The organism is Micromonospora sp. NPDC050417, from assembly GCF_044458865.1.
Lineage (GTDB): Bacteria > Actinomycetota > Actinomycetes > Mycobacteriales > Micromonosporaceae > Micromonospora_G.
Window position 1 is genome coordinate 62,106 of sequence record NZ_JBITIH010000025.1, and the last position, 21,394, is coordinate 83,499.

Here is a 21,394-nt window from a genome sequence, read left to right on the forward strand (position 1 = left end):
CTCTGGCGAGGGACCATCTCCGCGCGCGGGGTGGTCCCGCCAGGGCGGGGGACGAGCAGTGGAAGCTCGCGTGCCGCCGCGCCCAGCGCACTGTTCCTCGTGGTGTCGTTCCGGGCCATCTCCCATATCCGTCACCGTGAGTCGACCCCGCAGCACCCGGGCGGTCGCCAGCGGATCTGGCGGCAGATTCACGAGGGCCTTCGCTTCGTCGTACGCGACACCTTGTTACGTGCCGTGTCTCGCCTCGGCCGCATTCCAGTTTTCCTTCGCGGCGATGATGACCACCTACCTGCGTCGCTTGCCACCACCAGACCCGACTCATGACGACGAGCCGTGATCTGCCGTTGACCGAGCCTTACGGTAGGTGACGGGTGTGCGGCGGCCTGTCCGCCCTTCGCGGGCGAACTCCGGCGAGGTCAGCGCGAGCGGCGCGCGGCGGTTTCGGCATGCCTGGCCAGCCGTGGGCCGAAGCCGCCGGCTCCATGAGCCAGGTGCGGGTCCTGCTCATAGAGGCGCGTCACGGGTGCGCGCGAGTGCGCGTTCTGCGCCCACCTCTTGACAAGATACTCCTCCTCCCGCAACACTCTTGAAACCTGAATCGATTCAAGCCAATGCTCTCCCGCCGGCGAATACGCCACCGCCGGTGCGTCCACCTGCCGCTGTGTTTTCCGGGCTCTAAAGGCTGTTCGACCCCGTGGCGCGAATATTGGTTGCCGCGCGCCTGTAGCTGAATCGTTTGTAAGACGGGAGCGGTCCCATGGACAACCACCAGGATCAGACCACGTGCCGGTTGCTTCTCGACGGCGCCAGCGCGGCGTCGCGGTCAGCGGCGGGTCTCAAGGGTTCGCTGCCGATCAACAACCACCGGAGGATTGCCCGCCAGGCCGACCGCAGCGGTTTCCGCCGGCTCGCCACGCTGTCGTTCCCGCCGTCGATGGTGGCCGCCGGGGCCAACACGATCGCGTTCACCCGCGGCACGGAAACCACCGCCGGCACCGGGTCGGGGTAGGACGCGGTGAGGCTTCCACCCGGAGTCACGGCCACCCCGCAGGCGACCGTCGACCTTGCCGACGCACCGCACTTCATCGCATCCGACAGGGAGATCTCGTTCAGCGCCCACGGCGGCCGGTCTCGTACCACCGTCATCGGGCTTTTGAGACAGGAGGATCAGTCACATGGCCGCAGAAGTGTCCCGACGAACCGCCCTCGGACTGATGGGCGCCGCCGCAGCGGCGCCTGTGGTGATGGGCCGAGACGCCGCCTGGGCGGCGCCTACGGCGACGAACGTACGGGTCCTGATCAACGGCGTCCCGGCAGCTCCCGGCAACTACCCGTTTCCGGGTGACATCGACACTCTCGTGCTCGACAACGGACTTATCCGGTTCACGTTCGGCCGTGACGACGCGGCCGGAGGCATCGTCACCGGTTGGACGGATGTCTCCATTACCGCGACCTCCATCGTCGTAGACGGGGTGGAACTGGCCCACAACCTCAACGGCACAGAGCCGCGCGACCCTGACCGCCAGCACTCGTTCTACGTCGACGCGGGTGGTGGAACCAGCCGGCTGGTCTGCACCGAGGTGCGGGTGCTGCGCGCCAGCGCAGATCTCGTCGAGGTGGCGTTCGTGGACAACACCAGCCCTCGGCTGCGCCACGAGCACCACCTGATCATGCGGCGCGGCAAGCGGGGTCTGTACGGGTACGACATCCTCACCGCGGTGGTCGCGCAATCCATCAACGAGGTTCGGATGAACGCGCGTTGGGATCGGTCCATCCTGGACCACGCGTTCAACTGGGAGCGTGGCAAGGGCCAGCAGCCGACGTACGCCTACCTGGAAACGCAGGTACCCACCCAGGACGAGGCGCGGCGAGTCGACGGCGTCAACAACCCGGACCTGCCGTCGCCGGAGAGCAACTCCGGCAATCTGCCAGCGGGTAGCGTCTACTCGAAGTACGACTGGAGCCTGTACCACCACGAAAACCCCATGTTCGGACACTATGGGCATGGCTTCGGAGCCTGGTTCACCCCGCTCGGCGGGGTGACCGACCAGACGCTGTGTGCGTTCTACGGCGTCGGGCCCAACCACCAGGACCTGGCCATCCACCAGGACGCGCTGATCCTGAACTACTTCGGCGCCAACCACTACGGGCTGCCGGCGTATCCGCTGTTCGCCGGCTACCAGCGGCTCTACGGGCCGTGGTACACCTTCGTCAACACCGGCGACCCGGACGACCCGGACGCGATGATCGCCAAGGCGGCCAAGATCGCCAAGGCGGAGATCGAGGAGAACCGGGGTGGCTCGGACTGGATCAAGGACCCCTTCTACCCTCGGCCCCACCAACGCACCACGGTCACCGGTCGGCTGCGCATCGCGGACGGCCGGCCCGCTGGCGGCTACTGGGTCCTGCTGTCCACCCAGGACGTCACTGACGTGTACACCATTCACGAGCCGACCTATTTCGTGAAGACGGCCGAGGACGGTTCCTTCAGCCTGCCCGGGATCCCACCGGCCTGGCAGCCCGGCACCCGCACCCCCGGTACGTACAACCTCTACGCTTTTGCCGCCACCGGATCGGTCACCGATCAGCTCAAGCTGACCGGAATCACCGTCGGCGGTGCGCGCCAAGATCTCGGAAAGATCGAGTGGGCGCCGACCAACCACACCACCTTCCTCTGGCAGATCGGCTCCGCTGACCGGATGGGCGGCGAGTTCGCGCTCGCCACCGACCCGAAGACGTTTGCCAATCCCCGCAACTTCGAGAAACCGGCCCAGGTACCGGGGACCTTGACGTTCACGATCGGGGAGAGCTGGGAACCACAGGACTGGTACTACGCCCAGACGAACGCGGGTACCTGGACGGTCGCATTCGAACTGGACCGCTCGTACACCGGTACCGCGTACCTCACGGTGTCCAGTTCCATGCAACGCAGTGGCCGTCCTACGGTGGCCGTCAACGGTTCCGCGACAGGTATCACGGGTTCGCTGCCGAACAACAACGACTCGACGATCGCCCGCCAGGCCGACCGTAGCGGATTCCCCCGGCTCGCCACGCTGTCGTTCCCGGCGTCGATGCTGACCGTCGGGACCAACACGATCACGTTCACCCGCGGCGCGGGCACCGCCGCTGGCGACGGGTTGGGATGGGACACCCTGCTGCTGGAGGTGGACGAGGACCCGGCGGTCCGCCGGGCGCAACTGGCCGGCCGGGTGACCCGTGTCGTCCGCAACCGGCACGGCCGCCCGGGCCCGACGGTCTGGACGGTCGAGGTGACCAACACCGGCCGTGGTGCCGCCAACGACGTACGGCTGGACAGCTTCGCGCCGACCGGACCTGGCAAGTCCGACAAGTCCGGCTATGCCATCACGAGCCGGGACCCGGGCCGGTTCCCGGTCCCCGTCGCGGCCAGCATCCCGCCCGGCGGGACGGCGACGTTCGAGGTCGCGGTGGACTTCAGCGGTGCTCCGAATCTGTTCCGAAGCACATTCGAGGTCCGGGTCAGCGCGAACGGCGGGCGAGCCCAGGCCGCGTTCACCGGGCGTTGACGGCCGCCTCGTGCCCGCCGCGGCGGGCACGAGGCGAACCCCCCTCCCGTACGAGTCCGTCGGCACGCTCCGCACGTCGGCTCGACGTGGATTGGCGTAGGAACCCGGCTCCATTGCTGAGCGACTGGCGGGATCCGGCCATCTTCGCCGAGGGTCGTTGTCCGACCTAACTCCTGAAATTCTGATGCGTGGGCGTCTCGGCGACTGATGACAATTGGCGTGGTCGCTTGGCTCCGAATCCCCGCGCCGGTAACGATCGCTGCGGCCGTGGCCGTAAGGAGCCGCTGAGTCGCCAACCAATTGTGTCCCTGTCGCTTGAGACACAAGCGCCGATCCGACAGGAGAGAACCAATGAAGAATCCGGACATGCCAGGCCCGCGTCGCGGTCCTGATTCGGGTGGCGGTGGCGGGCGAGGCACATCGAGGCGCACTCTGCTTCGTGTCGTCGGTGTCTCACCCCTGGGCTTGGCGGTCGCGGCAGCGCCTGGCTCGGCACTCGGTTCGACCCTCCCCGCCGCGCACAGCGAAGTTGCGACGAATAAGTGTGTGGAGAAATTCGGAGCGTTTCCGACGCTGCCGATCAGCACCGTTCAGGATCGTGACCAGATGCTCTGCCAGCTTGGAATCAGGCTGCCGACCCTGGGCTCGTGGTCTGACGACCCGAACCGTCCGCCGAACGTCACAGGAGACCCGGCGGCCCGGCTCTGGTTTGATGCCCTTCGCCACCCCATGAGGAGGGGAGCGCTGGGTGGACTTTGGACGAGCTATGACGACGCGACCGGTGACGGCGCGATCGGGCTCGGCACCGGCGACAATCCCGAGGTTGACGGTTGGGGCTACACCCCGATCGAACTGCTGGTGATGAAGAACCGGACGCGTGTGAGGACGCCCGACGATTGGTGGAACAGGCGCCGCCCGGAGATCTTCACCGCAGTCCAGGAGGAGTTGTACGGGAAGATTCCGGATCGTCGTCTCTGGCCGAAGATCACCTGGGAGCTCGGGGAGGTCTCGTACGGCACGGCGGATGGTGTCGCGTACGTCGAACGGACGGTGACCGGGAACATCGACACGTCCCGTTACCCGCAGGTGCGGAACGTGCCACGGATCTTCGGCACACTCCGGATTCCACAGCACGCGTACGACGCTCGGACCACTGTCCCAGTCGTGATCGTTTTCGGTGGAACGGGAAGATGGTCGAACCTGGGACCGGAGGGGTGGGGAATCTTCGGGTTCTCCAACGCCCAGCTTCAGCCCGACAGCGGCGGGGCCAACATGTCCAGCTACATCATCGGCCTGATCAATAAGGGAAGGTGGAGGAAGCCGGACGAGTGGGGCACGTTGGCCGCCTGGAGTTGGGGTATCAGCCGACTGATCGATTTCTTCGGCGCGTCGACCACGTACGTCGGTGCCGATGCCAACCGGATCGGGGTGCAGGGGCACTCACGGTACGGCAAGGCCACGACCGTCGCCGCCGCCTACGATCCCCGAATCAAGGCGGCTTACGCGAGCTCGTCCGGATCCCTCGGGGCGAGGATGAACCGCCGCCATTGGGGACAGGATCTTGAGGTGGAGGGCGACTATCCCAACAACGCCGGCGAGAGCCTGGAATACCACTGGATGGCGGGGAACTACTTCAAGTGGATGGGCCCGCTGGTTGACGATCCGGACAACCCCGGCGTCGGCTCGGTGAGGAACGGCACCTACAAGCCGCGCAAGCTGGAGTTGATGAGCGTTGACGGCCATTCCATGGTGGCACTGGCCGCGCCGCGCGTCGTGTACATCACGGGTGGCAACGCCAATGACGCGTGGGCTGACCCGAGGGGCATGTATCTGGCTGGCGTCCACGCCACGGCGGTCTACAACCTGGTCGGCGTCGATGGACTGGTCGTGCCGCCGGGCACGGAATTCACCTCGGGCCCCGGCGAGTCGATCGGTGGGACGCCGCCGTTCGACGAGGCGTTCATTGACGGGTACGTCGGCTTCCGGCGGCAGAACGCTGGCCATGTTGACTCCCCCGGGTGGCCCGCGTTCGTCGAGATGTGCAAGAAAGTCTTTGATGTCGCGCCGTTCCCCGATGCGACTGACGTCAAGGCCGGGAAGAAGGTGAGCAGTAGGAAGTGGAAGGTCGAGGGCCTGACTGGTCCGACACTCATCAGTGTCGTCAACGGTGAGTACCAAACGCGAGGTGGCTGGAGCAGTAAGCCGGGTGTGATCAGGAACGGAGACCACATCCGGGTACGGCACACCAGTTCCCGTCTGGCCGACGCGCCGGTCGCTACCACCCTGAGGATCGGCGACGACACTTATACCTTCACCAGCATCACTGCTGCCGACAGCGGTCGCCCACCTCGAACGTGGTGAGTCTCCGCAGTTGAACGCGGAAGGCCACCTCCATGACGTGCGGCATCGGACCGGCTGGCGGGAAGGCGCGGGTCGGGTTCGACGCTGCGCGGTCGGCTGTGCCGGGCCTCATCACCTGGAGGCAGATCGCGGCCCGCCCTGGAGGCATCCAGGGCGGGCCGGCGAGGAGGAGCGGGTGGCTCCTGTGCCGACCGGGCCACTGTCACCCACAGCGAAATTGAATGGGCGGATCGAGCCGAGGCTCGACTCGTCGTTGGCCGTTCGCGTCTCGGTCGGGCCGATCTGAGTGCTACCCGCGTACGCCTGGAAGGGCAGGGCGGTCCGTCCGTGGACGTGGGGTACCCGTTGGGGCCGGATCCGCGCCTCGCCCCCTTCCCGGTGCCGCACCGGGTTGTTCAGATGTCGAGGTCCTCGACCGTGGGCTCCTCCACGACATCGACGACCACGTCGTACAGTTCGGCGGGAACCAACGCGGTAGCGGTACGGCGCCACCGGAACGACGATCCGGCCCAGGACGTCAATGCCCTGGGCCGGAGTTGTGCCGCGCTGTCAGTCTTGCCGATCAGACGATGTTGATGTCGCTGCACCACATGTAGGTCTGGTCCATGTGCGACGCCTTCCAGATCACGAAGAGGACGTGATTTCCGGTGCGTCCAGAGACCGAGACGTTGAACGAGATGTTCTGCGCTGGCGCGTAGCGCCCGGTTGTCGTGATCAAGTCGAGGTTGCCCCACCCGAGGCGCTGGGTGGTCGGGTTGAACCCCTGCTTGGTGACGTAGACCCGGAAGTAGTCAGCACCGTGGCTGGCCTGGTCGTACATCTGAACCGTGAAGTTGCGGCTGACGGTGGTCGTCTTCCAGGCTCCGAGCTGGTTCAGGCTGTCGTTCCTGGTAAGGGCGTTGCTGCAGAGCTGCCCGTCCGGGGTACGGGCTTGGTACTGGCCGGCGAGTCCGTCCCGCAGCGCGCTCATCCAGTTCCACATGGTGTCGGGGTTGGCCTGGAACGCCCGCCAGCACATGGGGTCTTGTTGCTGCATGGCTGGATTCGTGTGTTGGCTGCCCCAGGTTTTCCAACACTGATAGGCGCGACTTGCCGGGTTGATGATGGTGCCGTGAGCCTGGGCTGCGCCGGCCCAGGGCAGCATGCCGACCACCATGGCGAACAGCAGGACGAGCCCTCGGAGGGACTGACGGACGGCTGGCTGGGATCGTCCGCCGGATTGGTTGGACTTGTGTGGACGCACTGTTCATCCTCCGTTCCTCGGTACTAGAGATCGGGATGGGAACGCTCCCAACCAACTATTACATCCATGAACGTAAATATCAAATCTGATCTATCTAGGGTGGATATGGATCGAGCTGACCGGAGTCGCCGTCGAATGCGGCTCCCCGGATTGTCAACGCCGGGCAGTTGGGCCAGCCTGCTCGACGGCGCTCCGGGGGGCGCGGCAAAGGAGATGTTCGGTCTCTGGGCTCGCGGGGTCGGTCGGGCGGTCGGGTGGGTGCGGGTACGACCGCCCTGCCCGACCGTCCGGCGTGGTCAAGCCCCGGCCGCGGCGTCGTACCGGCGGCGCAACTCGGCCATCTCCGAGTCGGCCAGCGCCTCCCTGAGTGCCAACTCCGCGTACGTGCCCGGGAACATCTGCCGCAGCCGGTCGACGAACATGACGTCGGCGGTCGCCTCGACCACCTGGATGCCCGGAGGGTCGGTGGACATATCCATGATCACCGGGCCGGCAAGCTTGACCGCCACGTCCCAGGGGCGCTTCTGCTCGGCGACCCCGCAGAGGTGGAAGCCGTAGACCGTTCGCACGTCGGCGAGCGCGGTGACCTCGGTCGGCTCATAGCCGTAGACGCGGACCCCGCAGATCACCGCCGGTCTTTCCTCCTCCGTGGCCACCTGCTGGACGCCGTGTCCGGCGTGGTGGTGCTGCCCTGGATCCGCCTGTTCGAGCGTGGTACGCATCCGTGCCACGATCTGCCCCTGCAGATCCGCCGGCTCCGTCTGCGGGGCAGCCCGGTTGACCAGCATGACCGCGCCGGCCGACACCGCCAGCAGGATCACCGCCACCCACACCAGGCGGTTTCGGTACCAACCCGCGAAACTCTCCCAGGAAATCATGATTGCTTCTCATCTCGTCGCCGGTTCTGGTGCGCTGGCAGACCGCATTGGACGCCTCCGACGTGTCGGGCGCCGAGCGCGTCGGCCGTCGGGGACACGTGCCGGGGGATACGTACGGCGGGCGAGGACGCCTGCCGTCGTCGTGGAGATGGCCCGGCGATGCGGCACGCGAGCGTCCGGGGAAGCGGCGCGCTGCCGGCACTGCGATGCTCCCGTGCTGGCCGTTCTCAGCACGGTTGCCCCCGTGCTGCGGCGATGTGAGCCATTCCAACATGTTTGGACGCGCCCCGGCAACATCGACGAACCTCAGTGTTCATTCGGACCGGTCGACCTGCCGCGCGGGTGGGGGTGCTCCGCCGAGCGGGACTGCGCACGGTGCCGATTGATCGTGCGCCGCACCCTGGCACCTTGAGTCGGGCATCGTACGGGGGCGTGCCGATCGATGTGCCCGGCCGAACGCGCACGCGCACCTGGCTCAGGTGGGATCCGGCTCGGCGGGCGGCGATGGCGAGGGCGACGGCGTGTCGGTCCTGTCGACTCGAAGTGGGTCGAGGATGGCTTCGGCCTGGATGGACGCGAGGGCGACCAGGCGGCCGATCCCACTGTCGTCTGCCGGCACGTCATCCATGACAAACCATTGGTGGTCGACCACCACTGCATCTGTTGTGCCGTCATCACCAAACAGTGGAGGGGTGGCGCGTGCGTGCGCGATTGTCGTCGGCGCGCGGTTCACGCATCTCACCACCGGGGCGCCGGCGAACCGCGTCGCGGTGCCTACGGCATCGAGCCGGTGGGCAACAAGGCATGGAATGCGATCCCGCCGAGGATAAGACCTGGTTCGGGTCGGATTGCCAAATCGTTCCGGGAACGGGGTCGAGTGACAGGGGCATGGCGTGGAGGGGCCACGCGGTCGACAACACATGACCGTTCGGGGCTTTCTCTGGGACGTCGTGCGGATGTTCGTCCGCTGATGGTTTCGAGTCAGATCCCCCGATCGGGTACCAACACATCGTCATGTTGTTTCCTTTGTGAACGCCGCGGCCGGGCGAAACAGGCACGCACCTGCTGTGGTGCCACGGTCGGGGCCAGGTCACCTGTGAATCGGGAGGCTGTCTGCTCGCCTTGGGCGTTGGTCGCGAGCGTCGCCGTGCGCCCTGTCACTGACAGGTTTCAGCGCGTGACAAGTAAAGGATCTCGCCTATGATATCGGCTGACCCCGATGATATGTGTGTTCGTCGATGAGGTGGACTCGAGGTCAACTGGGGGCGGGGGCCGTGCGGGTGCTGGTGGTGGAGGACGACGAGCATCTTGCGGACGTGATGATCGAGGCGCTACAGCGCTTTGGCCACGACGCGCAGCATGTGACGACCGGTGGTGGTGCGCTGGCGGTGCTCGGGGAGGTCGAGTTCGTCCTGCTGGATCTGGGGCTGCCGGATCTGGATGGCCAGGAGGTGTGCCGGCGCATCCGGCAACACTCGTGGATTCCCATCATCGTTGTCACCGGCCGTGGTGATGAATTGAACCGAATTCTGTTGTTGCAGACCGGCGCGGACGATTACGTCGTCAAGCCGTACAGCATGCGAGAGTTGCTGGCCCGGATGGATGCCGTGGTGCGGCGGGGAACGGTCGGTGAAACGGGCCGTGTGCAGCTCGCGGCGACCGGTGGGGCGAGCGGGGAGGAGCAGCGGCGTCACGGACCGCTGCGGCTAGATCTTCGGGTACGCCGTGCCTCGTTGCACGACCGTGAGGTGACACTGACCCGGCGGGAGTTCGACCTGCTCGCGGCGCTGCTCGACGACCCGGGGGCTGTGGTCGGCCGTCAGGAGCTGATCGAGCGGGTGTGGGACGAGAACTGGCACGGGTCCACCCGGACCCTGGACGTGCATGTCGGCTCGTTGCGGACGAAGCTCGGCGACCGACGCTGGATCGAGTCCGTGCGTGGCGTCGGTTTCCGGGTCCGTACGCCTGACGACAACTGACAGCGGTGCCGCCGCGTCGAGGACCTCGGTGCGGTGTGACGATGTGACGTCGCAGTCGGCTGTCATAGCCGTCCCGCCATGGTTACCGTCGTGTCCGCTGCCGTACCGGGAGAGTCGCCCCTTGGCGCGGACCGGCCGCCGGCGCGGCTGACGTATGCGCTGGCTCACGTACGCTGCCGGTGAGCCTGCGGGCCGCGACACGCTGCTCGTGGCGACGGCCGGGCAGCACGTGTTCGTCGAACTCCTGCCGGGAGCGCGCGACAGGTCGATATCTACCAGGATCAGCAGCGCCTAACCCCCATGGCAGGCCGATCGGTCCTCCTCCATCAAATAGGACGCCCGGCTTGTGGAGCCGGCCCGGATCCGCCGGGTTTGTGGTCAGCGGGGATGCAAGCCGGATGCAGCGACGTTTATGGTTGCGTCACGCCTGCTGGGTAAGAATTCTCTTAGCCCTGCCGCCGACTGTGACGGTGGTTGTAGTCCTGCCTCCTAACGTGATTCCCGGACCTGGGGAGGGAGTGCGGCATCCCGTACGGGACGTCGGCTTCACGGTCTTCCATGCAGAAGGCTTGTTGAGTGGGGGCTCGATTATGCGGCTGCTCGATGACGCACGCGAGGTACTGGACGAGGTTCTTCCGGGATTGGACAAGCGGCTGGCTGAGGCGCCGTTGATGTCCTGGGAGCAGCCCGGTGGTCCAGGGTTGACGGTGTTCAGGGAGGCTGGGGGGCCGGCGCTGCTCGTCCCGGAGGTCCATGGTGGACGCGGGACGGATCTGTTGACCGCGACCCGGGTGCAGCGGGCGATCGGCTTCCGATCGCCGTCGCTGGCGGTGGCCACGACGATGCACCACTTCTCGGCGGCGTCACTGGTCGAGGTGGTTGCCCGGTCAACCGGGATGGAGTGGATGCTGCTGTCCGCGATCGCCCGCGACAATCTGCTGGTCGCCTCCGGATTCGCCGAGGGCCGCGCCGGTCAGGGGATTCTCACCCCGACGATGACGGCCACCGAACGCGACGGAGTGGTGGTGCTCAACGGCACGAAGAAGCCGTGCAGCCTGGCCCACTCGATGGACCTGATGACGGCCTCGGTGACGCTGCCCGGTACTGACGGCAGTCCGCAACTCGCTGTCGCGGTCGTGCCCGCGACGACACCGGGAGTGTCGGTACGGCCGTTCTGGAACACCCCGGCGTTGGCCGGCGCGGAGAGCGACGAGGTGGTCTTCACCGACGTGGAGGTCCCCCAGGACCTGGTCGTGCGGACGGAGCTGGTCGACGGGGACCGGCTGGACCACCTGCAGACGGTCGGGTTCGTCTGGTTCGAGCTGCTGATGTCCGCCAGCTACCTCGGCGCCGCCACCGCGCTGGTCGACCGCCTGCTTGCCGCTCCCCGCGCCGACGTCGGTGTGCAGGCGCAGGTCGCCAGTACCGTACGGGCGGCGACGCTGCTGCTGGAAGGTACTGCCGCCACCGCCATGGGGCCGATCAATGACGAGCGGCTGGCCGACGCGCTGGTGTGCCGCTACGCGGTGCAGGACGCCATTACCCGCGTTCTCGACCTGGCTGTCGAGGGCCTGGGCGGCTTGTCGTTCATCTCCTCGGGCGACATCGCCTACCTCGCGGGTGCCTGTCGGGCGCTGGCCTTCCACCCGCCCGGTCGCCACCGGATGGCCCCGGCTCTGCGGGACTACTTCACCGGCGGGCCCCTCCGCGTCCCCTAGGTCGCCTTCCCGCCGACCTACCGCTGGCCCGGTCGGTGATCTGTGTGCCACGCCCCGCCGACGCTGCCGTGCGCTGGTGCTGCCCTCACCCCTGTCTACTCAAGGTTGTGATCATGACGGCTGTTCGAACGGTGCTGCTGACCGGCGCGTCCGGGGTGATCGGCACCGCCCTCATCCCGCACCTGGCACCCGCCCACGTGGTGGCCCTGGTCCACCGCACCGCCTGCCCCGGTGCCAACGAGTCGGTCGCCGGTGACATCACCGCACCGAGGCTTGGTCTGGACCCGGCCTCGTACGCGTCGCTGGCCTCCCGGATCGAGGCGGTGGTCCACTGCGCCGCGCACACGGGCTTCGTCGGCGGGCCTCAGATGGCTCAGGACGTCAACGTCGCCGGCACCCGGCAGGTGACGGCATTCGCCGAGGACGCCGGCGCGCCCCTGTACTACGTCTCCACGGCGTTCGTTGCCCGTGCGGAGCTGACCCGTCAGTCACTGGGTCACGACAGCGGGGACGCCGCAGCCCGTCCCGAGGACTATCTGGACTCCAAGCGCGCGGCCGAGCAGGTCGTACGGGACAGTGGCGTGCCGTCGGTGATCATTCGCCCGTCGGTGGTGATCGGCGACTCGCGTACGGGAGCGATCAGTCGTTTCCAAGGGCTGCATGACATCTCCACCGTGCTGCTGCGCAACGTGCTGCCGCTGTTGCCGATGCCTGCCACGTCGCGGCTGGACTTCGTCCCGTGCGATGTGGTCGCCCGCGCGACTGCCGCGCTCGTGGCCGACCGGCAGCAGGAGGGAGAGGCGTGGATCACCGCCGGCCACGCCGCCCCGACGATCGACACCTTGATCGACATTGCCGTCGCCGTTGGTGCCGAGCTGGGTATCGCGGTGAACCGTCCCCGGATGGTGGAACCGGAGATGGTGGACCGGCTCATCCGACCGGTGTTCATCGACCCGCTCCCGTCGGCCGCGCGGCGGCGTTTCGACGACCTCCTCGCGATGACCGCGCTGTTCGTCAACGCGCCGGTCTTCCCCAGCACACTCGGCAGGCTGCCGCAGCAGACCCCGGCGCTGACCGCCGAGCAGATCGCCGACGCCTACCGGGCATCGCTGATCTACCTGGCCCAGACGAAGAAGCTCGTGTCGCCGCTGGCCGTTCCGGTCAAGGCATCGGCATGACCACCGCCGAGGCTCAGCTCGCGCAGGAACCCGGAGTCGACACGGCAGCGGTCTTGAACACCTACCGCCGGCACGTCGGCCGGGGGCGTGCCCGGCTCGCCGCGATGACCGGTGCGGTGGTCGAGGTGGCGTCGTTCGGCGCCCACGTCTGGGACGCGACCGGCCGCCAGTATCTCGACTGCGGTGGCTACGGGGTTTTCCTGCTCGGGCACGCCCACCCCGACGTGACAGACGCGGTGATCCACCAGATCCGCCGACACCCCATGGCCACCCGGCTGCTGCTGGAGCCGACCATGGCCACCGCGGCGGCGGCCCTGGCGGAGGTGACCCCGGACGGCCTGGACTACGTCCACTTCGTCAACTCCGGCGCCGAGGCCACCGAGACCGCGATCAAGCTGGCCCGTGCCCACGGAAAGCGGGTCCTCGTCTCGGCCTCCGGCGGATATCACGGCAAGACCACCGGGGCGCTCGCGTTGACCGCCAAACCCGTCTTCCAGGACCCGTTCCGGCCGCTGCTGGAGAGCATCCATGTCCCGTACGGTGACGCGGACGCCCTCGCCGCCGTGCTGGCCGACCACCCCGGACAGGCGTGTGTCGTGGTCGAACCTGTCCAGGGCGAGGGCGGGGTCATCGTTCCCCCCGCCGGCTACCTGCCGATGGTGCAGCAGCTCTGTCATGCCCACGGGGCGATGTTCGTCCTTGACGAGATCCAGACCGGTCTCGGGCGCCTTGGCTCCTGGTGGGGTGCCGACGCCGAGCGGCTACGGCCAGACGTGCTGCTCGTGGGCAAGAACCTCTCCGGGGGCGTCATCCCCGTGGCCGCGGCGGTCGCCACCGCCCAGGCATACGCGCCGTTCGACAGCGACCCGTTTCTGCACACCTCCACCTTTGCCGGCGCACCGGTGGCGATGGCGGCGGCGACCGCCACGGTGCGGGTCATCGCCCGCGACGGGCTCGTCGCTCGCGCCGCCGAACTCGGCACCCGCATCCGCGGCATGCTCGACGACACGCTCGCCGAACTCCGTGGCGAGGTCGTCACCGACATCCGCGGCCGGGGCCTACTGCTCGGCATCGAGCTGGCCAACGAGGCCCTCGCCGGGCAGCTCATGCTGCACCTGCTGGAGGCCGGCGTCGTGGTCAACCACTCCCTCAACGCCCACCGGGTCGTCCGACTGACCCCACCGGCCGTCATGACCGACCGCGACCTGGACGAGCTGCACCACGCCCTGACGGCCGCGGCCCGCCAGCTCACCCGCCACGTCCCCGCTCACGGAAAGGCCGCCGACCGTGCCTGATGTCACCACCGACGCCCTCGTCCCAGCCACCTTCGCTGCTGACGTCTACCGCAAGCTGCGCGACTTCGGCGCCTACCCCCGCTACACCGACGCCGTGCGGGAGGTCAAGGTTGTCACCCTTGGCGACCACAGCGTCGAGACCCGTTGGTCGGTCAACTTCCGCAACGGCGTGTTGTGCTGGACCGAACGCGACACCTTCGACGACGCCGCCCGTACCATTGCCTTCACCCAGATCGACGGCGACTTCCACCTCTTCGACGGCTCCTGGGCGGTGTGCCAGGACGGCCCGGACGTCAGGGTGCGGTTCGCGTGCACCTTCGACCTCGGTATGCCCAGCCTCGCGGCGATCGTCAATCCGATCGCCTGTGAGGCGCTGGTGGAGAACATCCAGCTCATCCTGCACGGCCTGCTCGGTGACGACGTCGCGTTCCACGACGCCAACGCACCCGTTCTCGCCGCTGCGTTGGAGGGGTGACATGTCGACCGCGGCCACCCGCGACGCCACCACCGGATGCGACCAGGCGCCACCCGCCGTGGCGGTCGACACCCAGGCCCTGCGCGAGGCGTTCGCACACCTGCCAGCCGCGGTCAGTGTGGTCACCACCCTCGCACCGACGGGGCCGGCCGGCATGACGGCCAGCGCGGTCTGCTCCCTGTCACTGGATCCGCCGCTGCTGCTGGTCTGCGCCGCGAACGGCGCCCGTACCCTCGCCCGGCTGCGCGAGCACGGTCGCTTCGCCGTCAACGCGCTCGCCGCCGGGCACACCACGCTGGCGCACGCGTTCGCCAACCCCGAACCGCAACCCGGGTACCGGTTCACGCTCGCCCCGTACCGCATTGTCGACGCGGTGCCCATTCTCGCCGACGCGTTGACCGTGTTCACCTGCGGCGTTGAGCAGACCCACCCCGGTGGCGACCACACCATCGTCGTCGGTCGGATCCTGACCGTCTCCCATCACGTCGGGCAGCCGCTGCTGTGGCACGCCCGCGACTACCGGCGACTGGCTCCGGCCGGTAGCGACCCTCTACCCGCCCAACCCAGGAGGTCCTGACCATGGCCAAACGAACACTGTCCGGCAAGGTCGTCGCGATCACCGGCGGCAGTCTCGGCATCGGCCGCGCAACTGCCGAGGCGTTCATCGCCGCCGGTGCCCAGGTCGCCATCGGCGCCCGCAACCTCGACCGTGCCACCACCGCCGCCCGGGAGATCGGCGCGCTCGCCTTCCCCCTCGATGTCACCGATTCCGGCAGCGTGGAGAAGTTCTGCCGTCAGGTGGAGGAGGACCTCGGCCCGATCGACGTCTTCGTCAACAATGCCGGCGTCATGCTCGTGGGACGTTTCGAGCAGGAGAGCGACGAGGCCAGCGCGCAGCAGCTCAACGTCAACCTGCTCGGAACCCTCAACGGCATGAAGGTCGTCGCGCCGCGCATGCGCGCCCGCGGGCGCGGCCACATCATCAACATGGTCTCCGCCGTCGGCGTGGTGGGCCTGCCCGGCTGCGCCACCTACTCCGCCGCGAAGCACGGCGTGGTCGGCCTCTCCGAGGCTGTCCGGGGGGAGCTACGCGGAGCCAAGGTCGACCTGTCCATCGTCCTGCCCATCCCCGCCCGCACCGAGCTGACCTCCGGCGTCGGCAAGGGACGCTTCGTGCCCTACCTCAAGCCCACCGACATCGCCGACGCTGTCGTACGCACCGCACGTCGCCCCCGCTACCACGTGTACGTGCCCGGTTGGACCAATCCGGTCACCCGTGCCCTCGGCCTGCTGCCGCAGAGCTGGCGCGACGGTGCCGGCCGGCTGCTGAAGGCCGACCAGTTGCTCAAGACCACGGACACGGCTGCCCGGATCCGGTACGAGGAGCGGGCTCGGGCGACGACTCTCACCCAGGAGGTGTAGTCCCATGCCAAACCGAGGAGCGATTCTGCGCGGCCGCGGCCCGGCCGTCTTCCCGTCCGCCCTCGTCGACCACATCGTCCACGTCCACCCTCTCGTTGCCCTGGCCCTCTACACACCGGTCATCGTCATCACCGCGGTGGCGTCCCTCGACCAGGCCGGCCCGCTGGCTCTGACGGCGTGGGCCGTTGGCGGCTATCTCACCTGGACCCTCGTGGAGTACTGGGGCCACCGCCTGGTGCTGCACTTCGAACCGGAGGAGGGCTGGGGGGCCTGGTTCCACCACATCGTCCACGGCCTGCACCACGAGTACCCGCAGGATCCCCGCCGGTCGATCATGAGTCCGTTGCTGTCCATCCCGATCGTCGCCACCGCGCTGTTGCTGTCGATGGTGGTCCTGCGCCTGCCGAGCATGTACGCGGCCGGGTTCGTCTTCGGGTACCTCGTGTACGACTTCATCCACCTCTACCTGCACCACTCCCACCCCAAGGCCGGTCCCTTGAAGTGGCTGCACGAGTTGCACATGCGTCACCACTTCCGTGACGACAGCCGCGGCTTCGGGGTCTCCGCACCGTACTGGGACAAGGCGTTCGGCACGTCCATCATCCGTACCCGGCGGGCGGTCCAGTGACATTCACCCATCCGCATGCCGACGGTGCCGGCCATCACAGCCCCCACGGCACCCCGGTCGCGGCGTCGGGGGGTGGGGGAGTGCCCGGTTACCGGGACATCCCCACCCCCCGGTGGGACCCGAGCGCCCCGACCGACCCCGACGAGGCCGAAGCGTTCCTGCGGCTGTTCCACGACGAGAACCCCGAGACCGGGGATCCGCACAGGAGACTGGCGGCGGTCCGCGCCGAGATCGCCGCCACCGGCACCTACACCCACACACCCGCCGAGCTGACTTTCGGCGCCCGGGTGGCGTGGCGTAACTCGTCCCGCTGCATCGGGCGGCTCTACTGGCGCAGCCTGCGCGTGGTCGACCGCCGCGACGTCGACCAAGCCGACGGTATCTACACCCACCTGGTCGAGCACCTGCGTACCGCCACCAACAACGGCAACGTCCGCCCGACCATCACGATCTTCCCACCCGCCCGGCCTGGACACCGGTTCGCCCGTGTCTGGAACGAGCAACTGATCCGCTACGCCGGGCACCACCGTCCCGACGGGAGTATCGTCGGCGACCCCCGGTACACCCAGTTCACCGCCTCCGTCAGCGCCATGGGCTGGATCGGCAAGGGCACGGCCTTCGACATCCTTCCCCTGGTCATCGACACCCCCACCGAAGGCCCTCGCCTGTTCGACCTGCCCGAGGACGCCGTTACCGAGGTTCCCCTGGCTCATCCCGAACACCCCTGGTTTGCCGACCTCGACCTGCGATGGCACGTCGTGCCCGCCATCTCGAACATGCGCCTGACCATCGGCGGCGTCCACTACCCCTGCGCCCCGTTCAACGGCTGGTACATGGGCGCTGAGATCGGCGCCCGCAACCTCGCCGACACCGACCGCTACAACCTGCTCCCCGTCGTCGCCGAGCACCTTGGCCTCGACACCAGCAACGACGCCACACTCTGGCGCGACCGGGCCCTCGTCGAACTCAACATCGCCGTGCTGCACTCGTTCGCCGCCGCCGGGGCGCGCGTCAGCGACCACCACACCGAGGCCCACCGTTTCTGCACGCACGTCGAGCGGGAAACCCGTGCTGGTCGTCCAGTTCCCGCCGACTGGACCTGGATCGTCCCACCCCTGTCAGGCAGCGCCACCCCTGTCTTCCACCGCTACTACCAGGAAGCCGACCTGCGTCCCAACTTCTATCTGGACACCGAGGCACGCGCGCTCGCCCTCGGCGGTGCTGCGGAACCCGCGGCAGCCGAGACTTGCCCCGTCACCGGAGCGACCAGGATCCCCGGGACAACCCCCCATCACGCTCAGGTCGCCGCGGCAACCTGAGCTTGTCGCTACCCCTCGTCGCCGTCACGCAAAGTTTTGCTACGATCACAAAATCAATCATCTGGTCAACCCGATTTCATCGGCTGTGTGCGATGATCGATGGCGCTCGCACCCTGGATATCCGCGCAGAAGGACGACCCATGCTGAATTGGCTAGGCCACATCACCGTGCGCGCCCGAGCGATCGTGCTCGTCGCGGCCCTCGCTGTCCTCGTCGCCGCCGGTCTGACCGCTGGAAGCGTCACCGACCGGCTCGCTGGTGGGGGATTCGGCGATGCCGGTGACGAGGTCGCAGCCGCGGAACACACCCTTGAGGTCGATTTCAAGGCCGGTGAGCCTAACCTGATCCTCCTGGCCGACGCTGGAACGGCCGGCGTGGACAGTCCGGCAGCCGCCCAGGCCGGCCAAGTCCTGACCGACAGGCTGGCCACCGAGTCCGGTGTCGTCGAGGTGGCCTCCTACTGGACCACCGGCTTGCCATCGCTCAAGTCGAAGGACGGGACCAAGGCCATCGTCGTCGGCCGCATCACCGGCGACGAGAAGGCCGTCGAGGCCCGCGCGGGCGACCTCTCCGCCGCCTTCACCGAGACGGACGGCGCACTGCGCGTCTCGGTGGGCGGCAGCGCAGAGGTGTTCCGACAGATCAGCGAACAGAGCGAGGAAGACCTCATCCGTGCCGAGGTCATCGCCCTACCCGTCACCCTGATCCTGCTGATCGTGGTCTTCGGCGGGCTCATCGCCGGACTGCTTCCCGTCGCCGTCGGGATATTCACCGTCCTCGGCGCCCTGCTCATCCTCTACGGACTCGCCGGCATCACCGACGTGTCCGTGTTCGCCCTCAACCTCACCACGGCGCTCGGCCTCGGCCTCGCTATCGACTACAGCCTGTTCATCGTCTCCCGATATCGGGAAGAACTCGCCAACGGCCTCGATACACCTCAGGCCATCAGCCGCGCCGTCAACACCGCCGGCCGGACCGTACTCGTCAGCGCGCTCGCTGTCGCCGGTTCCCTCGCGGTGCTACTGGTCTTCCCACAGATGTTCCTGCGATCCATCGCCTACTCCGGCATCGCCGTCGTCGCCTGCGCCACCATCGCCGCTGTCGTCGTCCTTCCCGCTCTGCTGGCCGTCCTGGGCCACCGTGTCAACGCACTCGCCCTGCGCCGTCGTACCAACCGCGGTGGCGGAGCCGGCTGGCACCGCATCGCCCACGCCGTCATGCGTCGTCCCCTGATCGTGGCCGCCGCCGCGGTGGCGATCCTGCTTCTCCTCGGCGCGCCCTTCCTCAACATCCGCTTCGGCGATGTCGACGATCGCGCCCTACCCCTTACTTCCACCGCACGGCAGGTCTCCGACCAGCTCCGGAGCGACTTCGACACCCGCGACACCGAGGCCGTCGCCGCCGTCGCCACCAACATTGCCGACCCCGCCACCCAGACCGCCGCCATCGGCGACTACGCCACCGCCCTTTCCCGTCTCGACGGCGTCGCCCGCGTCGATGCCCTCACCGGGAGCTACGCACAGGGCCAGCAGGTCGCCCCGCCCGGAGCCGCCTCGGCCCGGTTCGCCACCGGCAACGCGACCTGGCTGCAGATCGTCCCCAACGTCGAACCCGTCTCACCTGAAGGCGAAGCAGTCGTCACGCGCGTCCGCGACACCACCGCCCCGTTCCCCGTCAAGCTCGCCGGCCCGTCGGTCGAACTCGTTGATGGGAAGGCACTCATCGCCGACCGGTTGCCCCTCGCCGGCGGACTCATCGCCGCGGTCAGCTTCCTCGTCCTGATGATCGTCTTCGGTAGCCTCCTCCTGCCGTTGATCAGCCTGGTGCTCAACGTCCTCAGCCTCACCGCGGCCTTCGGTGCGATGGTCTGGGGTTTCCAGGACGGCCACCTCGCCGATCTGCTCGATTTCACCAGCACCGGCACCATCGAGATCTCCATCCCGGTACTGCTGTTCTTCCTCGCTTTCGGACTGTCCATGGACTACCAGGTCTTCATGCTCTCCCGCATCAAGGAGGAGTACGACACCTCCCACGACAACGCCGACGCCGTCGCCACCGGCCTGCAACGCACCGGCCCCATCATCACCGCGGCTGCCGCGCTTATCGCCGTTGTCTTCGTCGGCCTCGCCGCAGGCGAGATCTCCATCATCAAACTCCTTGGCGTCGGCCTCGCCCTCGCTATCGTCGTCGACGCCACCATCGTCCGAGCCGCCCTCGTCCCCGCGTTCATGCGGCTCGCGGGCCGGGCCAACTGGTGGGCACCTCGTCCCATCCGCGCCCTGCACCGCACGCTTGGTATCCACCACAGCGACCGTCCCGAGCCCATGTTCGCAGGAGCGGTGGCCGGATCGCACCTGTCCACAACGGCTCGTCGCGCCAACATCGAGCGATGACGATTCGGGTCGCGCCTGGTGCAGGGGACACCAGCGCCCTACGGCCCGCCGTGGTGCTGATCCGCGACCTTCCCGACCCCACCCGTCCCGCCATCGTCCAGCACCTGACCCAGGGGCAGGCCGCGCCCTCGACATCTGCACCGCACTCGCCCTCGTCCAGTCAACCCTTTCCGGCCAGTTGGCCTGCCTGCGCGAATGTGGCCTCATCGGCTACCGCCCCGTTGGCTGCCCATCCTTCTGCCTGACCGGCGCCGAACAACTCGACCTGCTCGTCACCACCGGCTTCGCCGTGGACCTGTACGCCAACTACGGCAACCACTACCAGAAACCTGAGCGCGGACGAGGTGGGACATGATGGCTCACCTCGTCCGCGGCTTGGCGCCCTCGACCGCCCCGTCGTCGACGGGTGACGTGTCGGGCTGACCGTCAATACAAGATCGTTGCCTCCGCCAACCCAGCGGCCGTTCTCGCTAATGCCGGCGATTGGCGATGATTGAATCATGACGCTATCATCGCCCCATGGCGATGAGTGATGGTCCGGTGCCTGCCCTGTCCGGCGAAGACCTGACTCCCGCGGTGGCGCTGTTTCGTGGGCTGGCCGACCCCACTCGGCTGGCGATCCTGCGCCGGCTCACCGGCGGCGAAGCCCGAGTGGTCGACCTGACCGGAGAACTGGGGATGGCGCAGTCCACGGTGTCGGCGCATCTGGCTTGTCTGCGTGACTGCGGCCTGATCGTCGGCCGACCGGAGGGTCGGCAGATGTTCTACGCACTGACCCGCCCGGAACTACTCGCACTTCTCACCGCCGCCGAGGGACTCCTTGTCGCCACGGGCCACAAGGTCGCGCTGTGCCCGACCTACGGCGCGTCGAGCACCGGCTGCGGGGGGAACTGCTGACGGGTGCCACCGTGTCGCCCGACGTTACTCGCCCCTCCGACCGAGGGCCGTGCGCTACGTTCG

19 protein-coding genes are annotated in these 21,394 nt (G+C 67.9%); 14 read left to right on the plus strand and 5 right to left on the minus strand.

Annotated features, from left to right (window positions below; all coding sequences use genetic code 11):
- Window positions 1-774 precede the first annotated feature (774 nt).
- Window positions 775-1,146, minus strand: a complete 372-nt coding sequence (locus ACIBF5_RS27365) for a hypothetical protein (RefSeq protein WP_396815752.1) — start codon at window positions 1,144-1,146, stop codon at window positions 775-777.
- A gap of 29 nt (window positions 1,147-1,175) precedes the next feature.
- On the opposite strand from ACIBF5_RS27365, the gene ACIBF5_RS27370 reads away from it, so the two are divergent.
- Window positions 1,176-3,545, plus strand: a complete 2,370-nt coding sequence (locus tag ACIBF5_RS27370; protein WP_396815753.1) for a polysaccharide lyase family protein — start codon at window positions 1,176-1,178, stop codon at window positions 3,543-3,545.
- Window positions 3,546-3,896: 351 nt separating this feature from the next.
- Window positions 3,897-5,906: a hypothetical protein gene (locus tag ACIBF5_RS27375; RefSeq protein WP_396815754.1), complete on the plus strand. Its 2,010-nt coding sequence runs from the start codon at window positions 3,897-3,899 to the stop codon at window positions 5,904-5,906.
- 395 nt (window positions 5,907-6,301) lie between these two features.
- Here ACIBF5_RS27375 and ACIBF5_RS27380 read toward each other — a convergent pair whose 3' ends face one another.
- From ACIBF5_RS27380 to ACIBF5_RS27395, 4 genes are all read right to left on the minus strand, one after another.
- Entirely contained in the window at window positions 6,302-6,427 is a 126-nt protein-coding gene (locus ACIBF5_RS27380) for a hypothetical protein (RefSeq protein ID WP_396815755.1), read from the minus strand.
- Window positions 6,428-6,468: 41 nt separating this feature from the next.
- Entirely contained in the window at window positions 6,469-7,062 is a 594-nt protein-coding gene (locus ACIBF5_RS27385; protein ID WP_396815790.1) for a lytic polysaccharide monooxygenase, read from the minus strand.
- A gap of 383 nt (window positions 7,063-7,445) precedes the next feature.
- The gene (locus tag ACIBF5_RS27390) at window positions 7,446-8,027 is read right to left on the minus strand and encodes a hypothetical protein (protein ID WP_396815756.1); all 582 of its coding nucleotides are present in this window, start codon (window positions 8,025-8,027) and stop codon (window positions 7,446-7,448) included.
- A 475-nt stretch (window positions 8,028-8,502) separates the two neighbouring features.
- The gene (locus ACIBF5_RS27395) at window positions 8,503-8,760 is read right to left on the minus strand and encodes a hypothetical protein (protein ID WP_396815757.1); all 258 of its coding nucleotides are present in this window, start codon (window positions 8,758-8,760) and stop codon (window positions 8,503-8,505) included.
- Between the two features lie 505 nt (window positions 8,761-9,265).
- On the opposite strand from ACIBF5_RS27395, the gene ACIBF5_RS27400 reads away from it, so the two are divergent.
- The 12 genes from ACIBF5_RS27400 (at window position 9,266) to ACIBF5_RS27455 (ending at window position 21,331) form a co-directional block, all read left to right on the plus strand.
- Complete coding sequence (locus ACIBF5_RS27400) at window positions 9,266-10,006, plus strand: response regulator transcription factor (protein WP_396815758.1); 741 nt, start codon at window positions 9,266-9,268, stop codon at window positions 10,004-10,006.
- A 590-nt stretch (window positions 10,007-10,596) separates the two neighbouring features.
- The gene (locus ACIBF5_RS27405; RefSeq protein WP_396815759.1) at window positions 10,597-11,724 is read left to right on the plus strand and encodes an acyl-CoA dehydrogenase family protein; all 1,128 of its coding nucleotides are present in this window, start codon (window positions 10,597-10,599) and stop codon (window positions 11,722-11,724) included.
- A 113-nt stretch (window positions 11,725-11,837) separates the two neighbouring features.
- On the plus strand, window positions 11,838-12,902 hold the full coding sequence (locus ACIBF5_RS27410; protein WP_396815760.1) for an SDR family oxidoreductase: 1,065 nt from the start codon (window positions 11,838-11,840) through the stop codon (window positions 12,900-12,902).
- On the plus strand, window positions 12,899-14,197 hold the full coding sequence (locus ACIBF5_RS27415; RefSeq protein WP_396815761.1) for an aspartate aminotransferase family protein: 1,299 nt from the start codon (window positions 12,899-12,901) through the stop codon (window positions 14,195-14,197). Before ACIBF5_RS27410 ends, ACIBF5_RS27415 begins: the two co-directional genes overlap by 4 nt.
- On the plus strand, window positions 14,190-14,672 hold the full coding sequence (locus ACIBF5_RS27420) for a type II toxin-antitoxin system RatA family toxin (RefSeq protein WP_396815762.1): 483 nt from the start codon (window positions 14,190-14,192) through the stop codon (window positions 14,670-14,672). The genes ACIBF5_RS27415 and ACIBF5_RS27420 overlap by 8 nt, the downstream gene beginning before the upstream one ends.
- 1 nt (window position 14,673) lies before the next feature.
- The gene (locus ACIBF5_RS27425; RefSeq protein ID WP_396815763.1) at window positions 14,674-15,249 is read left to right on the plus strand and encodes a flavin reductase family protein; all 576 of its coding nucleotides are present in this window, start codon (window positions 14,674-14,676) and stop codon (window positions 15,247-15,249) included.
- A gap of 2 nt (window positions 15,250-15,251) precedes the next feature.
- Complete coding sequence (locus tag ACIBF5_RS27430) at window positions 15,252-16,094, plus strand: SDR family oxidoreductase (RefSeq protein WP_396815764.1); 843 nt, start codon at window positions 15,252-15,254, stop codon at window positions 16,092-16,094.
- Between the two features lie 4 nt (window positions 16,095-16,098).
- Window positions 16,099-16,722, plus strand: a complete 624-nt coding sequence (locus ACIBF5_RS27435; RefSeq protein ID WP_396815765.1) for a sterol desaturase family protein — start codon at window positions 16,099-16,101, stop codon at window positions 16,720-16,722.
- Window positions 16,723-16,802: 80 nt separating this feature from the next.
- Window positions 16,803-18,041, plus strand: coding sequence for a nitric oxide synthase oxygenase (locus tag ACIBF5_RS27440; RefSeq protein ID WP_396815766.1), 1,239 nt, complete (start codon window positions 16,803-16,805; stop codon window positions 18,039-18,041).
- Complete coding sequence (locus tag ACIBF5_RS27445; protein WP_396815767.1) at window positions 17,969-20,434, plus strand: MMPL family transporter; 2,466 nt, start codon at window positions 17,969-17,971, stop codon at window positions 20,432-20,434. Before ACIBF5_RS27440 ends, ACIBF5_RS27445 begins: the two co-directional genes overlap by 73 nt.
- Window positions 20,435-20,612: 178 nt before the next feature.
- Window positions 20,613-20,789, plus strand: coding sequence for a hypothetical protein (locus ACIBF5_RS27450; protein WP_396815768.1), 177 nt, complete (start codon window positions 20,613-20,615; stop codon window positions 20,787-20,789).
- Between the two features lie 164 nt (window positions 20,790-20,953).
- Entirely contained in the window at window positions 20,954-21,331 is a 378-nt protein-coding gene (locus tag ACIBF5_RS27455; protein ID WP_396815769.1) for an ArsR/SmtB family transcription factor, read from the plus strand.
- The last annotated feature ends 63 nt before the right edge of the window (window positions 21,332-21,394 follow it).